Annotated in this window: 15 protein-coding genes; 4 read left to right on the plus strand and 11 right to left on the minus strand. The window is 66.3% G+C overall.

Features of this window, described 5'->3' with window-relative positions; translation table 11 throughout:
* Positions 1-112: 112 nt before the first annotated feature.
* Genes ACH34Q_RS27250 through ACH34Q_RS27280 form a run of 7 tightly spaced genes read right to left on the minus strand, consistent with a single transcriptional unit; the run spans position 113 to position 5,306 of the window.
* Complete coding sequence (locus ACH34Q_RS27250) at positions 113-529, minus strand: RidA family protein (RefSeq protein WP_395985916.1); 417 nt, start codon at positions 527-529, stop codon at positions 113-115.
* 42 nt (positions 530-571) lie between these two features.
* The gene (locus ACH34Q_RS27255) at positions 572-1,120 is read right to left on the minus strand and encodes a cupin domain-containing protein (RefSeq protein ID WP_395985917.1); all 549 of its coding nucleotides are present in this window, start codon (positions 1,118-1,120) and stop codon (positions 572-574) included.
* A 10-nt stretch (positions 1,121-1,130) separates the two neighbouring features.
* Complete coding sequence (locus ACH34Q_RS27260) at positions 1,131-1,826, minus strand: hypothetical protein (RefSeq protein ID WP_395985918.1); 696 nt, start codon at positions 1,824-1,826, stop codon at positions 1,131-1,133.
* Positions 1,823-3,463, minus strand: a complete 1,641-nt coding sequence (locus tag ACH34Q_RS27265; RefSeq protein ID WP_395985919.1) for an FAD-dependent monooxygenase — start codon at positions 3,461-3,463, stop codon at positions 1,823-1,825. Before ACH34Q_RS27265 ends, ACH34Q_RS27260 begins: the two co-directional genes overlap by 4 nt.
* A gap of 3 nt (positions 3,464-3,466) precedes the next feature.
* On the minus strand, positions 3,467-4,189 hold the full coding sequence (locus tag ACH34Q_RS27270; RefSeq protein WP_395985920.1) for an SDR family NAD(P)-dependent oxidoreductase: 723 nt from the start codon (positions 4,187-4,189) through the stop codon (positions 3,467-3,469).
* The gene (locus tag ACH34Q_RS27275) at positions 4,186-4,374 is read right to left on the minus strand and encodes a hypothetical protein (RefSeq protein WP_395985921.1); all 189 of its coding nucleotides are present in this window, start codon (positions 4,372-4,374) and stop codon (positions 4,186-4,188) included. The genes ACH34Q_RS27270 and ACH34Q_RS27275 overlap by 4 nt, the downstream gene beginning before the upstream one ends.
* A complete protein-coding gene (locus ACH34Q_RS27280; protein WP_395985922.1) occupies positions 4,371-5,306 on the minus strand; it encodes an amidohydrolase family protein in 936 nt (311 codons plus the stop codon). The genes ACH34Q_RS27275 and ACH34Q_RS27280 overlap by 4 nt, the downstream gene beginning before the upstream one ends.
* A 224-nt stretch (positions 5,307-5,530) precedes the next feature.
* Here ACH34Q_RS27280 and ACH34Q_RS27285 point away from each other — a divergent pair, with 224 nt between their 5' ends.
* A complete protein-coding gene (locus ACH34Q_RS27285) occupies positions 5,531-5,677 on the plus strand; it encodes a hypothetical protein (protein WP_395985923.1) in 147 nt (48 codons plus the stop codon).
* Positions 5,678-5,821: 144 nt separating this feature from the next.
* On the opposite strand, the gene acs is transcribed toward ACH34Q_RS27285, so the two are convergent.
* The gene (gene acs / locus ACH34Q_RS27290; RefSeq protein WP_395985924.1) at positions 5,822-7,801 is read right to left on the minus strand and encodes an acetate--CoA ligase; all 1,980 of its coding nucleotides are present in this window, start codon (positions 7,799-7,801) and stop codon (positions 5,822-5,824) included.
* Between the two features lie 509 nt (positions 7,802-8,310).
* Here acs and ACH34Q_RS27295 point away from each other — a divergent pair.
* The 3 genes from ACH34Q_RS27295 to ACH34Q_RS27305 all read left to right on the plus strand — a co-directional run bounded on the left by ACH34Q_RS27295 (position 8,311) and on the right by ACH34Q_RS27305 (position 12,385).
* On the plus strand, positions 8,311-8,493 hold the full coding sequence (locus tag ACH34Q_RS27295; protein WP_395985925.1) for a hypothetical protein: 183 nt from the start codon (positions 8,311-8,313) through the stop codon (positions 8,491-8,493).
* A 213-nt stretch (positions 8,494-8,706) separates the two neighbouring features.
* Positions 8,707-9,936 (plus strand): cytochrome P450, encoded by a 1,230-nt coding sequence (locus ACH34Q_RS27300; protein WP_395985926.1) that lies wholly within the window; start codon positions 8,707-8,709, stop codon positions 9,934-9,936.
* 727 nt (positions 9,937-10,663) lie between these two features.
* Entirely contained in the window at positions 10,664-12,385 is a 1,722-nt protein-coding gene (locus ACH34Q_RS27305) for an amidohydrolase (protein WP_395985927.1), read from the plus strand.
* Positions 12,386-12,710: 325 nt separating this feature from the next.
* Here ACH34Q_RS27305 and ACH34Q_RS27310 read toward each other — a convergent pair whose 3' ends face one another.
* The 3 genes from ACH34Q_RS27310 to ACH34Q_RS27320 all read right to left on the minus strand — a co-directional run bounded on the left by ACH34Q_RS27310 (position 12,711) and on the right by ACH34Q_RS27320 (position 15,906).
* The gene (locus tag ACH34Q_RS27310) at positions 12,711-13,286 is read right to left on the minus strand and encodes a TetR/AcrR family transcriptional regulator (RefSeq protein WP_395985928.1); all 576 of its coding nucleotides are present in this window, start codon (positions 13,284-13,286) and stop codon (positions 12,711-12,713) included.
* 272 nt (positions 13,287-13,558) lie between these two features.
* Complete coding sequence (locus ACH34Q_RS27315) at positions 13,559-15,070, minus strand: aldehyde dehydrogenase family protein (RefSeq protein WP_395985929.1); 1,512 nt, start codon at positions 15,068-15,070, stop codon at positions 13,559-13,561.
* Positions 15,067-15,906, minus strand: coding sequence for an alpha/beta fold hydrolase (locus ACH34Q_RS27320; RefSeq protein ID WP_395985930.1), 840 nt, complete (start codon positions 15,904-15,906; stop codon positions 15,067-15,069). The genes ACH34Q_RS27315 and ACH34Q_RS27320 overlap by 4 nt, the downstream gene beginning before the upstream one ends.
* Position 15,907 lies beyond the last annotated feature (1 nt).

The raw sequence follows: 15,907 nt of genomic DNA on the forward strand, positions 1-15,907 counted from the left end.
GTTCCTACGGAACTGGGGAGCACCCGGACGGTCTCTCCGTCCCGATCTACAAGTCCGATCACCCAAGTGCTGCGCTCATGCGGATGGGCGTTGGCACGTACGGCCGCGAGTCTCATGCCTGTGCCGCCTCATCACCGATGAGGACTGCGATGGCGTTGATCTCGATCAGGTAGTCCTTGTTCACAAATTTCGAGACCTCGACCATCGTCGACGCGGGCGCGCCGTTGCGGAAATACTCGCGACGAACCGCGTGGATCGCGTCGAAGTCCTCCATGTTCCGCACATAGACGTCTACTCGCGCAATGTCGTCTAGGGTCCCGCCGGCCGCCTCGACTGCAGCCTGCAGGTTCTGGCACACCTGGTGGGTCTGGGCGCTGATGTCCCCGACGCCGGTCACCCCGCCTTCGGCGTTGCGTGCCGTCATACCGGAGATGAAGACAATCCGTCCGGCGGCGGATGCGGAGGTGGCTTGGGCGAAGTGGCCGTTCGGCTCCGCGAGCTTCTCGGAGACGACCTGAGACTTGGGCATGGGAATTCCTGTCGACAGGGTGGAAGAGTGAGGCGCCGTGGGTCAGCGCGCGTCGTCGGGTGACGAGTACCAGTCGGGCTGTGTCGGGTAGTGCGGGCCGTCGTAGACCTCCAAGAGGATGGACTCCTCCTCCGCGTGCGTCGGGCCGTGGAGGCTACCCTTGGGATTCCAGTAGAAGGACCCCTCGGTGAGCGTGATCCCGGTCGGCACGTAGGTGTACCGGCCCTTGAGGCAGAACATGAACTGGTTGGAGGCATGCGAGTGCCGCGACGGGATGCCGGAGCCGCCTTCAAACTTGACCAGGCTGATGGAGGCACCTGTGTCCTCGTTGCGCCACAGCGCCTTGTGAGTCAGGCCAGCCAGCGTCTTGTCCACCCAAGCCAGATCCTGGGTCTGCACAAGGATCTCCCGAAAGCGGTGGGCAGCCTGGCCATCGCCGTCAACAGCTGGCTGTTCGCGCGCCCGATCGGCGGCCTCTCCCCCGTAGCGTGAAGGCTCGGACAGGTTCTCGGTCCATTCGTGCTCGTCGACCTCAGCCGGGCGCGGCGGCGCCGGAACCAGCGGGGCACCAGCATCGTAGATCTCAGTCATGTCTCGTCCTTCACTCGGCGTAAGCGGCGCCGACGACGGCCAGTTCGGGCAGGTAGCGCAGCTCGACGACGTACCACGCGGCAGCGGCGTCGGTCGGGTTCTCGAGAGTCAGCTGCCCGCCCTCGTGGTAGCGGGTTGCGCCGGACGGGTCGTCGTCGAGCGCAGGTGCCGTGATCGCCGCCAACACATGGGGCTGGTCGGCAAGCTCGAGGTTTGCCTTCGCTCCGCTCGGCACCGTGATCGTCCACACGCGCACGTGTTCGTGGTCGAGGACAGCGCAACGGCCGTCGGGCAGGGCGGTAGTGGGCTCCATGCCCGGTATTGATCTTTTTCCCGGCCCGATGTCGATGGTCTCACCTCGCTTTTCCCCAAGGTCCTTGAACTCGACGAGCCGGTTGCGGTAGCGCGATTCACCGATGTTGGTCAGGCGATGGACCGGGGACGTCGGCCGGTAGACCGCTCCGCCGACGTACTCCTCAAGGAATCGCGGTGCGCTGCCGTCCAGCCAGTCCATGCGCCCCGCCGACGCCTCTAGGTTGAGCACCACGTACGGATTGTGGTGCAGGTGCCATGGCTGGATCTCCTGCGCGTCGAGTACCACCTCCCAAATCCGCACGGCGTCGTTGTCGAGCAGGACGGTCTGCCCGATCTCGGCGAGCGTGACCTGCGTGCCGTCAGGTGCGGTGACAACGGTTCCAGCGGTCATGATCGGGCTCCTTCAGCGAGATCCTGTTCAGGGGCGGCGGAAACTACTGGTCGGCCAACGAGGTCGAGGTACAGCCCATCGATGGTGGCCGCGACATCCTCGCGCCACGGCACCATCGCGGCGACATGGCCGTCCGGGCGCAGGAGGACGACCGTGTCCTGCTCAAGGCCGAATCGGCGACGGATACGGTCGCCAGGGTCGAACCAGGCGTGGTCCCGCAGTCCCGAGTCGTGCGGGGCGTCCCATCGGCTCACGACGACATGTCGGAGACCGTCTGGTGCGGCGAGGGGCAGCTTGGGATGCCGACGCGCGTCGGTGAAGTGCAGGGCGTGGAAGGAGTCGGCCGCCAGGCGGTGGAGCGGTTTCGGGCCGCGCGGTGTGACGACGGGGAGGTCGGGCACACGGTCTCCCGGACGTACCGGCAAAGGAACGCTGCCCTGGCGGACCATCGACCAGTCACCGGTGCCGTCGACATCGAGACTCACGCCGAGAAGGGTGCGGGTGAACGCATCACCCCACCCGCCGGCGCCCATGCCCTCGGTGGCGTTCGACCGGCGGTCCATCACCGCCCGGGCCGCCTCCGCCATTTGTCCCGAGCCCAGAACCGCCACGGGCGACTGCTCGGTCTCGTATCCGTCGAGAAGCGACTCCTCGGCCCATCCACGCTCGACCCAGGCCAGCCGCCACGGCAGGTTCGAGGCGTCCAGGGCACCAGTGTTGAGGCCGAGTGCCCACATCGGGGTGATGAGGTGGGCCGCGTCGCCCATAAGGAATACTCGACCATTGCGCCAGGAATCAGCGACGCGCTGATGGACCGGGTAAATGTTCGTGCCCAGGACCTCGAGTTCAGAGACATCGCCGATAAAGCGACGGGCCTTCGCGACCAGCTCCTCGGTGCCGGGTTCGTCGGCGCCCGGCGCGAGCGGGTACAGGAACCGCCAACAGTGCGGTTGGCGAACCAGGATCATCCACTCCTGGGGGTCGCCGAAGTACGCCAGGTACGGGTATTGGCGGGGGTTGGCAACGTCCAGGTCGACCTTGAGATCGATCAGCATGTAGCGCTGCTCGAGGGTCTTGCCCTCGACCCGGATTCCGAGCTGCTCACGCACTCGCGAACGCCCCCCGTCGCAGGCGAGCAGGCGTGAAGCCTCAAAGTCGACCGGTCCGTCGGGCCCGTCGAGGTGCAGGACAACGCCGTCTGGTTTCTGCTCGAAGGAGTCCAGCCGATGCTGCATCCGGACCGTGCCTGGTGCCAGTTCCTCGAGCCGGGCCGACAAAACCGGCTCGAGCTCATGCTGCGGGATGTTGATCACGAACGGGAACCGTGTGTCTTCGACCAGCGCACCGGTGAGCACGCTTCCGGTCGATTTCCCCGTGACGCGGTCGAGTTCGCCGATCTCGTCGATCCTGACCGCCGCAGTGAGTACGTCTGCGAGGGCGTCGTAGCGGTCGAGGACCTCAAGCGTGCGCGTGAGGATGGTGCCCGCCTTGGTGTCGAGGGACAACGCGTCGTCCTCCTCGAACACCACGACCGGTACGCCGTACCGGATGAGTCCGAGAGCCGTCATGAGCCCGATAGGGCCGGCGCCCACGATGGCGACCGGCTTCTTGGCGGCAGACGCGCTATTCACCGTCATGCATCACTCCTGGGAGAAGGCTCGGTCGCGGGTGAGCGTCGAGCCGGTCATGGTGGCGTCGTCCGAGAGCAGGAACATCAGCGGCCCGACGATGTCGGCCGGCTGCCCGATCCCTGTCGTGCGTGCCCAGTGCTCGCGCTGGCCACCGGTGGGGTTGGCCCGGCGGAACTGCGGGGTGTCGATGACGCCAGGGAACACGGTGTTGACTCGCACCCGGTGCTCGGCAACCTCGGCAGCGAGTGACTTCGCCCACGGGATCAGTGCGCCCTTCGTCGCGGCATAGGCGGCGGCCTCGGCGTGGCCGAAGTTCGCGAGCCCTGACGCGAACACCACAATGCTGCCGCGCCGCTGGTCGATCATCGAAGGGAGCACCGCTTGGGTCGCCCAGACGACGCCGTCCAGGTTGATCGCCAGGGTGCGCCGCCACTCTTCCTCGCTCGTGTCAAGCACGGTGTTACGGGGCTGCACGGCAGCGCTGGCGATCAGGCCGTCGACGCGGCCGTGCTCGGTCACCGCCCCGGCGATCACCTCGCAGACTTGGTCGCGGTCGCCGACGTCCGCTACCAGGTGCTGGACACGCTCCGCTTCCCAGTCGGCCTGGACCACGTCCACCACGACCGACTGTCCACCGCTGGCCGCGAAGCCGCGAGCGACTGCTGCGCCGATCCCGTTGGCCCCGCCGGTGACGACGAGCACCTCGCCGGTGCTGTCGTAGAGGGCCTTCATGCGTGCTCCTGACGGGTAGAGGGCAGTACGAGGTCGCTCACGTACATCGGCACGCGCATCAAATCGTGCGACGGGATGCCCCTGGCGCCCGCGGCCACGAGTGACTTGGCCACCGTGGTGGCACCCTGCTCGGACAGGGCGGCGGCGTCAACGAGAACGCTGCGGCTCCAACTCGGGCCGCTCATCTCCCACCCCCCACGAGGTAGGCCGCGTTGTCGGAGGCGATCCGCTCGCCGACGTCCTTCGGGAGTTTTTGAAGCTCACGCAACGGGTCGTCGCTGCCCATAGGGAACGGCCAGTCGCTACCCAGCACCACACGATCGGGGCCGAAGGCCTCGATCGCCAGGTCGAGAAGGCCCGCCGAGTGGCTCAGCGAATCGACCCAGAGTCGACGGATGGCGGCACGCGGCTCGAGCGTCAGCGGAGCAACGCCCGGACGTGCGGTGTCGACACCACGCTGCCACCGACCACTCAGAGCGGCGACCGCACCACCGCAGTGAACGAGCACGATCTTGAGCTCGCGATGGCGACCGAGGACGTCGCCGAACACCAGTTGAGCCGCCGCAACGGTCGTCTCCACCGGGTTCCCGAGGAGGTTCGACAGGTAGTACCGATCGAGGCGCCGGTCGAGCGAGGACCCCGGATGTAGGAGTACCGGCCGTCCAGACGCGGCCAGCGCTTGCCACACAGGTGTTAGCGTCTCGTCGTCGAGTGGGCGTGAACCCCCTCCGGCCGCAGCTGTCCATCCGACGGCGTCACGTCCGCGCCAGCGGGCGATCTCGGCTAGGGCGGCCTCTGGTTCGTCGAGCGGCAGATAGACGAGCAAGCCGAGCCGCTCCTGGCCGTCGATAGCGGCGGCAAGGCCGTCGTTCAGGGCTTGTACCCACGCAGCGGTCGAGTCGCCGAGTCCCTGCCGGTAGAATGGCGGGGGCGCCGAAACCCACGCCCGAGCGATGCCACGCTCATCGAGCCAGTTCTGCAGCCAAGCCGGCTGGTAGAGCCCAGGCATCCCCACCCGCTCGCCGTCGAGCTCGTAGACAGCGCCGTCGCGAACGATGCCCTCGGGCAGCCGATCGAAGCGCGGCGCAAGGTGCGTGTGCACGTCCGTGATGGTCACGCTGATCCTTCCTCGATGTATAGGCTCCCGGAGATCGCGGAGAACGCCCCATGCCCGGGAGAACCTCAGCACCAAACTGCTGCACGGACGGCTGAATTTCCTCATCGCGGTCCGATGGCCGGACCGCGGCCCGGCTCACTCCGGTAGCCGCTTCCCACCGTCCGGCAAGGAAACCGCTGGCATCCGTTCCAACATCAGGAGAGAGATTGAGTGCCATTGCGACCATGAACGCTCTGCGTGGTCACGGCTGGGGTTACCGCCACATCTGGACAGTGGCACCCCGCACGGAAACGACGCCCGATGAAACCCTTGCCGAGATCGAGGCGGCGGCCGCTCATCGCGATCTGACCATCGTCAGCGGGACACGTTGAGCTTGCAGCCGTGCCTGCCGGACATCGGGGATCGCGGACACGGGGACGTCCGCGCGTCCGCGCGTGGGCGCTGGATACCCGCGTCGCCGTGCGCGAGGACGTCGGCATCACCTGACCCGGTGCTTGGGCCGAGTCCGTGTCCGATCAGCCGTCGGCATTTTCCAGGGCATGAGCCACGATCAGGTCGATGACCGAGGCGTCAGCAAGCGTCGTGACGTCGCCTACCTCACGGTGCTCGGCCACGTCACGCAGCAGCCGGCGCATGATCTTGCCTGAGCGGGTCTTAGGCAGCTCGGGGACGACCATGATCTGGCGCGGGGTGGCGATCGGGCCAATCTCTTTGCGCACGTGGGTGCGGAGCTCGGCGACGAGGTCGTCCCCGCCGTCGCCGGCGTTCTCGCGGAGGATCACGAACGCGCAGATGGCCTGGCCGGTGTCGGGGTCGGACGCGCCGACCACGGCGGCCTCGGCGACCTTGGGGTGGGAGACCAGGGCGGACTCGATCTCGGTGGTGGAGAGCCGGTGGCCCGACACGTTCATCACGTCGTCGACCCGGCCGAGGACCCAGATGTCGCCGTCGGAGTCTTTCTTGGCGCCATCGCCAGCGAAATAGTAGCCCTGCTTGGCGAACCGCGACCAGTAGGTGTCGCGGTAGCGGTCGTCGTCGCCCCAGATGGTGCGCAGCATCGCGGGCCACGGTGAGGTGAGGACGAGGTAGCCTCCGGAGCCGTTGGGCACCCGTTTGCCCTCGTCGTCGACGACGTCGGCGGCGATGCCCGGGATCGCGGTCATCGCCGAGCCCGGCTTGCCGGACGTGACGCCCGGCAGCGGGCTGATCATGATGGAGCCGGTCTCGGTCTGCCACCACGTGTCAACCACCGGGGTGCGGTCCCCGCCGATGACGTGGCGGTACCAGACGTAGGCCTCGGGGTTGATCGGCTCACCGACCGAGCCCAGGATCCGCAGGGATGACATGTCGAACTTGTCGGGAACGTCGTGGCCCTGCTTCATGAACGACCGGATCGCGGTGGGCGCGGTGTAGAAGATGGTGACCTTATAGTCGGCGATGATCTTCCACCAGCGACCGCGCTCGGGGTGGTCGGGCGTGCCCTCGTAGAGCACCTGGGTCACGCCGTTGGCCAGCGGACCGTAGACGATGTAGCTGTGGCCGGTCACCCAGCCGATGTCGGCCGTGCACCAGTAGACATCGGTCTCGGGCTTGAGGTCGAAGACCGCATGGTGGGTATACGCCGACCCGACCAGGTAGCCGCCCGTCGTGTGCAGGATCCCCTTGGGCTTGCCCGTAGTGCCGGAGGTGTACATGACGTAGAGCGGGTGTTCGGCGTCGAACGCCTCGGGCGTGTGCTCTTGCGAGGCGGTGTCCACGACGTCGTGCCACCACACGTCGACGCCGTCGTCCCAGTCGACTTCCTGCCCGGTACGACGAACCACGAGCACCTTCTCGACCACGCCGGTCTTGGTGCGGGCCTCGTCCACCGCTGGCTTCAGAGCCGACGCGGCACCACGTCGGTAGCCGCCGTCGGCCGTCACGACCACCTTGGCCTGGCAGTCGTCGAGTCGCGAGGCGAGCGCGTCAGCGGAGAACCCGCCGAACACCACGGTGTGCGGGGCGCCGATCCGGGAGCAGGCCAGCATCGCGACCACGGCCTCGGGGATCATCGGCATGTAGATCGCGACCCGGTCGCCCTTGGCCACACCCAGGGTGGTCAGCGCGTTGGCGGCCCTGGAGACCTCGCGCTGGAGGTCGGCGTAGGTCACGTCGCGGGTCTCGCCCTCGGGCTCGCCCACCCAGTGGATGGCGACCTTGTCGCCGCGACCGGCCTCGACGTGTCGGTCGACGCAGTTGTAGGCAGCGTTGAGCTTGCCACCGACGAACCACTTCGCGAACGGCGGGTTATTCCAGTCGAGGACCTGATACCACTTCGTGGCCCAGGTGAGCCGTTCGGCCTGCTGCGCCCAGAATCCCTCACGGTCGGCCGCCGCCGCCTCGTAGGCCTCGGCCTTCAAGTTCGCGTTGGCGGCCAGGTCCGCCGGCGGCTCGAACCGACGATCTTCTTCAAGGAGGCTGGCCAGGGACTCGTCGGCGGGGGTCTCGTTCAACATCTACTCCTCGTTACGGTGGGACGGCGGACCGAGGAGTCGCAAATCGGCACTCGCCATGTGAGAGCCGAGCGTTGTTCCCCTTCCGCCCGGATCCAGCGAAGTGTGCCGACCGGACGTGGTCACCCCAGTGGTCCGCTGACCGAACTGCTCGGCGACCCGCGCTGCCAGCGTCATCCTGCGGATCGCCGAAGCGCCTCCGCTGTTGACCTCCAACATCCCGAGCGAGTTCGTCGGATACGGTTGGAACGACTGATCGTGGTCATCAATCTCTCAGCCTGTTCGCGGGCGTCCTGCAGCTCTCGTGACGGTGGATGGCATATTAACGCTGCTGACGATCACCCGCCGCGTCGCCGATTCGATCCCGATCCTGGAGATGTCCACCTCGCCCATCGGCATCGGGACGATCGGCCTGGCGGCAATGCCGACCTCGGTCTCGATCGTGGTGTTCCTCTATCAACGCAGCAAGCGCCTCGGCCCACGTCCTTACGCCAATTGGATCCGCGGTCCTGTTGGACGCCTTCACCGTGACCGGCATCCAGAACTACTCCGCGCTCACCAGAGTGACGACGTGGTGGATCGACAGCCTGGCGCAGCTCTCTATCCTGGTGGTGTTGGGCACCCTGGCATACGCTCGCGGGATGCGGGCAAATCGACCGACTCACTGCGCCGAACTGGGCAAGACCCACATCTGACACACCTGAGATGCATGGCACGGACCCACGCCGCCCGTGTCGCGAAAGGTCAAGAGACCGGTGGGGTAGCGCTGCGCGCAGCCGGTCCGCTGAGCGGACCGACAGCACCCGTGACGCGCTTCACAGAGGTTGAATCGACCTCGATGGCGGCCAACTGTCTCCGGGTCGCCCCTTTATAAGGACGCGTCTCCAACTCAGAAGCAGCCTTCCACGATGATGCCGCAGGAGCACAAGATGACCCCTAACACCGGCGCCGAAGTCAAGGCAGACCCGCGCACCTTCCTGTCCGACTTCACGTTCGAGGAGATGGACCGCGATCCTTACCCGCGTTTCAAGCGCATGCGCGAGGAGTGCCCTGTCGCGTACTTCGAGCCGTACAACCAGTGGTTCGTCTCGTTGTGGGACGACTGCTTCGCCCTGGGGAACGATCGCAGCATGCTTGCGTCCAAGATCACTGAGCACACATTCGGGCCTAGCATCCTATCGGCCGATGGGGACCTCCACCGCGACCTACACCAGGCTGTCGACCCTCCACTACGGCCGCGGAAAGTGCCGAACTACACGGACAAGTTCATCCGGCCGGCGGTGCGCCGCTACATCGACAAGCTGAAGCCGCTCGGCAAGGCCGATGCCTCGCTCGACCTCCTGGAGAAGGTCAGCGTCGCCATCGTCGGGGACGTCATGGGGTTGACCGGGGTCGACGACGACCGACGTCAGGACTGGTTTCATGCATTGGCCGGCTCCCTCGCGGATGTCTTCGACGACGATGAGTGGAAGCGTCGTGCGCAGCAGACCGTCGCCGACAGCGATGAGTACTTCCGCCAGCGCATCGAGGAGCTCACGGCTGAGCCCGACGAGAGCCTGCTCTCGCACATGATTCACGGAGACTTGAAGGGTGAACGGCCGAGGACGTTCGATGACCTGATCGGAACCCTCCGCGTGCTGATCACCGGCGGATTCCAAGAGCCCGGCCATGCGTGCGCGGCAACGCTCTACGGTCTCCTGCTCAACCCCGATCAAATGGACGCTGTGCGGGCCAACCCGGACGAACTTATGGCGTCGGCCTTGCAGGAAGGACTGCGCTGGCTGCCGCCGCTGAATCAGGCCGAGAAGATCACTACGAAGGAGATCACTCTCCAGGGAATGACCTTCCCCGTCGGCACAGAGTTCGTACTGCTGATCCCGTCCGCGAACTACGACGAGTCCCGGTTCGAAAATCCGGAACAGTTCGACATCTTCCGAGTCAAGAAGGACAACGCCAGCTTCGGCTACGGACTACACCACTGTTCCGGCCACGCGTTGGCACGGCACATGGGTGCGATCGTCCTTCGGGAGGTCATCGAAGCACTGCCGAACCTACGACTGGACCCCGACCGCGAGCCCGTCATCAACGGATTCATGCTGCGTGGCGTCCGCCAGCTCCCGGTCCTCTGGGACGAGTGACACAAGCGGGCTGCAGGTCGGCTGACGAACCCGCGGGGCTCGACACACGGGCTCCGGGTCCCGCGGGCGTAGCGTTTAACATCGCATTGACTACAGTTGCCGCTCTCTGCGGCCCTGAAGCGCCCGGACAATTCCGCAGCCGCTCGTCGGAGCCATAGATCACGGCCGCAGAACTAGTTCATCGAACCTCGCTAAGATCAGCATAGCGATCGTCCTCGTCATCGATGCCAAATTGTCCATCAGCCCGGCAATCTGCTGCTGATAGAAGCCGTAGCGGGCAGCCACCCTCTCGACGGGAATGCCGCGAACCGCACCAACAGGTAGTCGTACTGCAACAAACTCTCGGATCCTGTTATACGGCATAGTCTCAACGAAGGCAGAGCCAAGGATTCAATATCCTCAGCACGGAGGGCCCCTCGGTGGCGTCGAGGTAAGCATCGCGTCCCCAAGCCGAAATAAAAGCGGACCAGGCTGTGTGACAGCCTCACTTCAACGGTGACCGAGCGGAGGGTGACCTTCTCGATCCCTTTGTGCAGGCGTTCTGGATGACCGCGTCGAGCAACGCGTTCCGGGTGCGCGTCGCGAAATCCTCGGAGTCTTCGGCGACGCCGATCCATGGCGGCCTCAGCTACTCCCAAGTGATGAGTTTTCGCCCCTTTGCGCTTTGTCGCGGTCGCGCACGCCGTGCATACCTACCGGAGTCACCAGCGGTCAAGAAGGGAACACGATGAGCAGCCTCCGCTCCACCGCTGACGTCGTCCTGCAGGGCGGTCCTATCTTCGACCTGTCCGACTGGAGCCCGGGCGACCGCGTCACCGAGTCCTGGCTCGCGAGCCGCCCGCACGCGCTCGCAGTTGCCGACGGGGCCATCGTCGCGGTGGGCAACGACGTTGGGGGATGGATCGGCGCGTCCACGCGAGTACTCGACCTAGGCGGCCGACCAGTCCTGCCGGGACTGAACGACGGGCACCTGCACTTCACCGCGTACTCGACCACCCACCACGCCTATGTCCGGATGACCTCCGACGTCTTCAACGACCCGGCCGACCTCTCTTCGTTCCTGTCCCGGGACAAGATCGATGGAACCGGATGGATTCGCGGTCACGGCTGGGACGGCTCGGTACTGGGCCGGAACATCACGGCCGCGGACATCGACGCCGCGCTCGGCCAGAACGGCATCGCGGATACCCCGGTAGTCCTCTTCGACTGGAGCGGCCACTCCCTCACCGCCAACTCCGTAGCCCTCCAGTTCGCTGGCATCACTGCCGACACGGTAGATCCCGACGGCGGCGTGATCTACCGAGACGCAAATGGCGCACCCGAGGGATTCTTGACCGACGCCGCCATCTCTCTTCTCATCGAGCGAATCCCGCCGCTGTCCCGACAGGAGTTGGCCGAGACCTTTCTCAAGGGACAACAAGATCTACATGCCCTCGGGATCACTGCCTTGACCGAGCCAGGACTCGGCCCTGGTCACGTCAGCCTCCTCGACGGGTCCGGGTCCCAGGCCGCCATCGACGTGCTCCGCCACCTGGCCAGCTCCGGCGACCTGACCATGCGCGTCACGGTGCTCGCACTGCCCAACGGCACGGGAGGGGGAAACGCCGCCGACGTCAAGCGGCACCTCGACGCTGGCCTTGCCGACATGTTCAGCGCCCACGGCATCGACCAGAGACGACTGAAGTGCGGGGGCGTGAAGATCTTCGCCGACGGGACACCGCAGAATGGCACCACCTGGCACAAGGAGCCCGTACACGAAGGCCATCGCTGCGGCCACCTGGTTCTCGCCGGCGCCGACGACGAGAGTCGAGTCGAGGAACTACGCAAGATCGTCCGTGTCGTCGACGACGCCGGCTTGCAGCTAGCCGTGCACTGCATAGGAGACAGGGCCAGTGAGGTCGTGATCGACTGCCTCATCGAGCTCGCCGCCCGCGGCAATCGTACGCACTACCTCATCCACGGTACCGAGCTGTACCCCGAAGATCTGCGCAAGATGGCGCAGCACGACATCGGCTGGACAGCGAACCCGGTGATCGTCAGTACATTCGCTACCTCGATGCCGGAGGCTCGCCGCCGACGCATGGAACCCCTTGGCTCCGCCCTCCGTGTCGGTGTCCGCCCCGGTATCACCTCCGATGCGCCGGTCGTGTCGCCCGACTGGCGGCCGGCGGTCAAGCACGTCGTCACTCGCGCGTGCTACTGGGACGGCCCGGTCCCGGTCGACGACCGCGCTGAAACGATCACCTCCCTCGACGCGCTTGCCCTCATGACGCGGGAAGCCGCCAAGCGCGAAGGCGACGATGGCTGGCGGGGCACGCTTTCGCTCGGTCAGCGCGCCGACCTGGCGGTGCTCGACGGCCCCTGGCCAGATGACGATCACATCGACGACCTGCTCGGCAGGGTCGTCGTGCTCACCATGGTCGACGGTCAAGTCGTGCATGAGATTTGACGATCTCATGTGGTCCGACCGCGCTGCCTGCCGCAGCGGTTCGCTGAGCGGCCCGGACCGTGTGCTGCTCTACGAAGGCGTGCAGACTTCCCAGTCAAGGCGTACCTGGCCTGCAGCAATGCCCAAAGAGCGCACATGTCAGTTGAATCGGCTGAATCGGCCCGCGAGGATGCTGAGTGTCAGAATTAGCGGTCGGGAGCCGATCTCCGTTTCGGTTCGATGAGGGTCGCCCGCTATGGGCGGTTCCCTCAGAAGCCGTCGGTGGCGGAGCTGGAGCAGTTGTCCCGGTTGGACCGGGAGAACTGGACGCCCGGCTTGGTCATCGTCATCTCGTCCCCCGGACCGGGGCACCGGCACCCCGCAAGAACATGGTGGCGAGCAGCTCCTCGGCGTCGCGGCGGGCGAAGTTCCCGCGCCGCAGGCCGTCGCGCGTCCCGAGCAGCAGCCCGTACAGGGCGTCGCTGATCGAGCGCGGCGGCAGCTCGGCACGCAGCACCCCGGCCCGCTGGGCAGCGGCGATGAAGGCGAGCTCGCGCTCCTCCAGCCGGTCCACCCAGGCCATCATGTCGGGCTGCCCGGTCAGGAAGTGCTCGGTGAGCATGAAGCCGTACTCGTCGATCGTGTCGAGGTAGCCGCGCATCAGCGACCGCAGCGTGGCGGCCAGCACGGCCGAGTCGCCCGTCGCGGTGGCGTCCGCCAGGCCGATCTCCTCGTGGATCCGCTCCCAGCGGGTCATCGTCCGCAGATCCACCTTGTGCAGCAGGGCCTCTCGGGTGGCGATGTGCCGATACAGCGTCGCCCGGCTGATCCCGATCGCCTGCGCAAGCTCGGACATCGAGACCGTCGGGTCCTCGTTCAGCCGCCGGGTGGCGGCCGAGAGGATCGCGTCTTCCTTGGTCACCTGCGACAATCCTGCTTCACATGAGACGATAATGTCTCACAATACACATGGCTATCGCGAACCGAGATGCCGACGCTTCCAGCTCCGATGAGCGCCGTGTCGAAAGTTTGCAGCCCCTATCGGCCGTGGTCGAGCCGCGTCCAGCTTCCTCGAAACAGGGCGCGACAACGAGTGGTGGACCGCCCTCGGCGAGATGCCTGCGGCCGAGCCGTCCGGCGCGCCTGTGTTGAGGCCGACGCCTCGCACTCATGGATGGACGACCGCCTGTCGGCTCATCCCCACAGTTGCCGGCGGGGGCTGCCGAGGTCTATGTTCACGACCTTCGGCGCGCTGTACTCGAGCAGAGTCTCACGGCACAGCTCACGGCCGAAGCCGCTGTCTTTGATGCCACCCATGGGAACACCTGTCGCCAGATCGAACCACTTATTGACCCACACGATCCCGGCTTCAAGTCGGCTGGCAATGCGGTGGGCGCGAGCGAGGTTGAGTGTCCACACCCCTGCGGCAAGCCCGTATCTGGTGCCATTGGCGCGGGCTACCGCGTCCTCGTCGTCGGTGTAGCGTTCGGCCACCACGACCGGACCGAAGATCTCCTCCGAGGCGATCCGCGCGTTCGCCTTGGTGTTCTCGAAGATCGTGGGGCGCACGAAGAAGCCCTGCTGGTTCAAGGCCGGCAGGTCCAGAGATTCCGAGCCGACACGCTGTACGAGCCCTTCCGCCCGGGCACCCTCGATGTAGGCGCTCACGCGCTCGAACTGCGAGCGAGACACTAGCGGCCCCATTTGCGTCTCCGGGTCCAGCGCGTCACCGACCTTGATCGACGCTGCGACCGACGCCATCCGACCAAGGAACTCATCGGCGATGTCTTCGTGCAATAGCAGCCGTGACGAGGCAACGCACACCTCTCCGTTCGACAAGAAGATGCCTTTCGCGGCGTCCGCGACTGCGGTTTCTACATCCGCGTCCTGAGTGACGATCATGGCGCTCTTGCCTCCCAGCTCCATGAGGCATGGCGTGAGCGACTCCGCCGCGGCGGCCATGATCTTGCGAGCCGTCGGTCCGCCTCCCGTGAGCGTCACCTTGGCCACGTCCGGGTGGGACACCAACGCAGCTCCCACGGCCCCACCACCCGTGACGACGTTCAGGACGCCGGCGGGTAGCAGGCCGTCTACCAGCCGGGCGAACTCGAGGATGCTCGCCGAGGCGAATTCGCTCGGCTTGACGACCACGGTGTTCCCGGCCGCGAGCGCGGGGGCGATCTTGTTTGCCAGGGTGATGATCGGGGAGTTCCACGGCAGCACGGCGGCGATCACGCCGAGAGGCTCCCGTGTCGTGTATACGAGGGCGTCTGCGTCCTCAGTCGGGATCTGGTCTCCCGTCCAGCCGCGCACGACGCCGGCGAAGTACCGGAAGATGTCCGTACAGGCAGGTACGTCGGCCATGTAGGTCTCCCGCATCGGCCGACCGTTCTCGGTAGGCAGAAGGCGAGCCCATCGGTCGGGATCTGCCTCGACGCGGTCCGCGATGGCGGACAGGATGCGCTGGCGCGTTCCCAGGCTCGATCGGCGCCAGTCGACAAGTGCGCGTCGTGCCTCGTCTACCGCCAGGCGCACCTGCGCTTGGCTTGCTTCTGGGATCGTTGCCCAGACCTCGCCGGTACTCGGATCAACCGCGTCGAAGGTACCTTCGTCACCGGGAAGCCATCGCCCTCCGATGATCATCTGGTACGGCTCGCGCGGCCGGAACCGCTCGATCTGCTGGGACGCTACCTCGGCTTGGGTCATGGCCGGCTTTCCTCTGTGTCGGTGTCCTCGCCGAATATCTCAGCCAGGAAGTTCTGGACGGCGGCAGCGACCTCGGGGGCGTTCAGCTCCATGAGAGGCAGCCGGCCCCCCTCGACGACAACCGTCCGGACCTGGCTGACGGCTGTGAGCGCGTGCTGTACCTGCGGCAGCTCCGGGAAGGCCGGGTCCAAGGTCGCGCCGATGAGGAGAGTGGGCGCGCTCACCAGGGGAATGCGCTCTTCCATGTGGTACCGGCCGACCGCCCGGTGTCCTTCCGCGGGATCGATGCTTGGGGCTATCGCGTCTCGGACGAAACGCTGGAGCAGGTCCCCCCGGCCGGATGGGAACAGGGGCGCCCGTCCTTCCCACAGTGCCTTGACACGATCTCCGTTCTCAGACCACTCCACATCGTCAGGGATGGCATGTGCCTGTCGCCGCTGCCGCGATTTCGCGTCGACGAAGCCCATGGATGACAACACGAGCGCGCGAACTCGGTCCGGGAAGGCCGCTGCGATCTCGAGAGCGACTACCGCGCCGGTGTGGTGCCCGAGGAGAGTCACCGCCTCCAGCCCCAGCGCGTCCAGAAACGCCACGACGCCGTCGGCGAAGGCCTGGATGGTCTGTGGTGCCGGTAGCGGCGGGCTGGAGCCGAAACCAGGCATGTCGACCGCGATGGCGCGATGGCGGGCGGCAACGAGGGGGAGAAGCTCACAGAACTCGTCGGCCGAGCGCGGCGTCTGGTGAAGCATCACCAGCGGGGGGCCGTCGCCTTCCTCGACGTAGTGAGTCCAACCGAGGTGGGTCTCGACGTACCCAGGCTTCCTGGAACTCCCCATG

It is taken from the genome of Actinomadura sp. 9N407 (assembly GCF_044326315.1).
Lineage (GTDB): Bacteria > Actinomycetota > Actinomycetes > Streptosporangiales > Streptosporangiaceae > Spirillospora.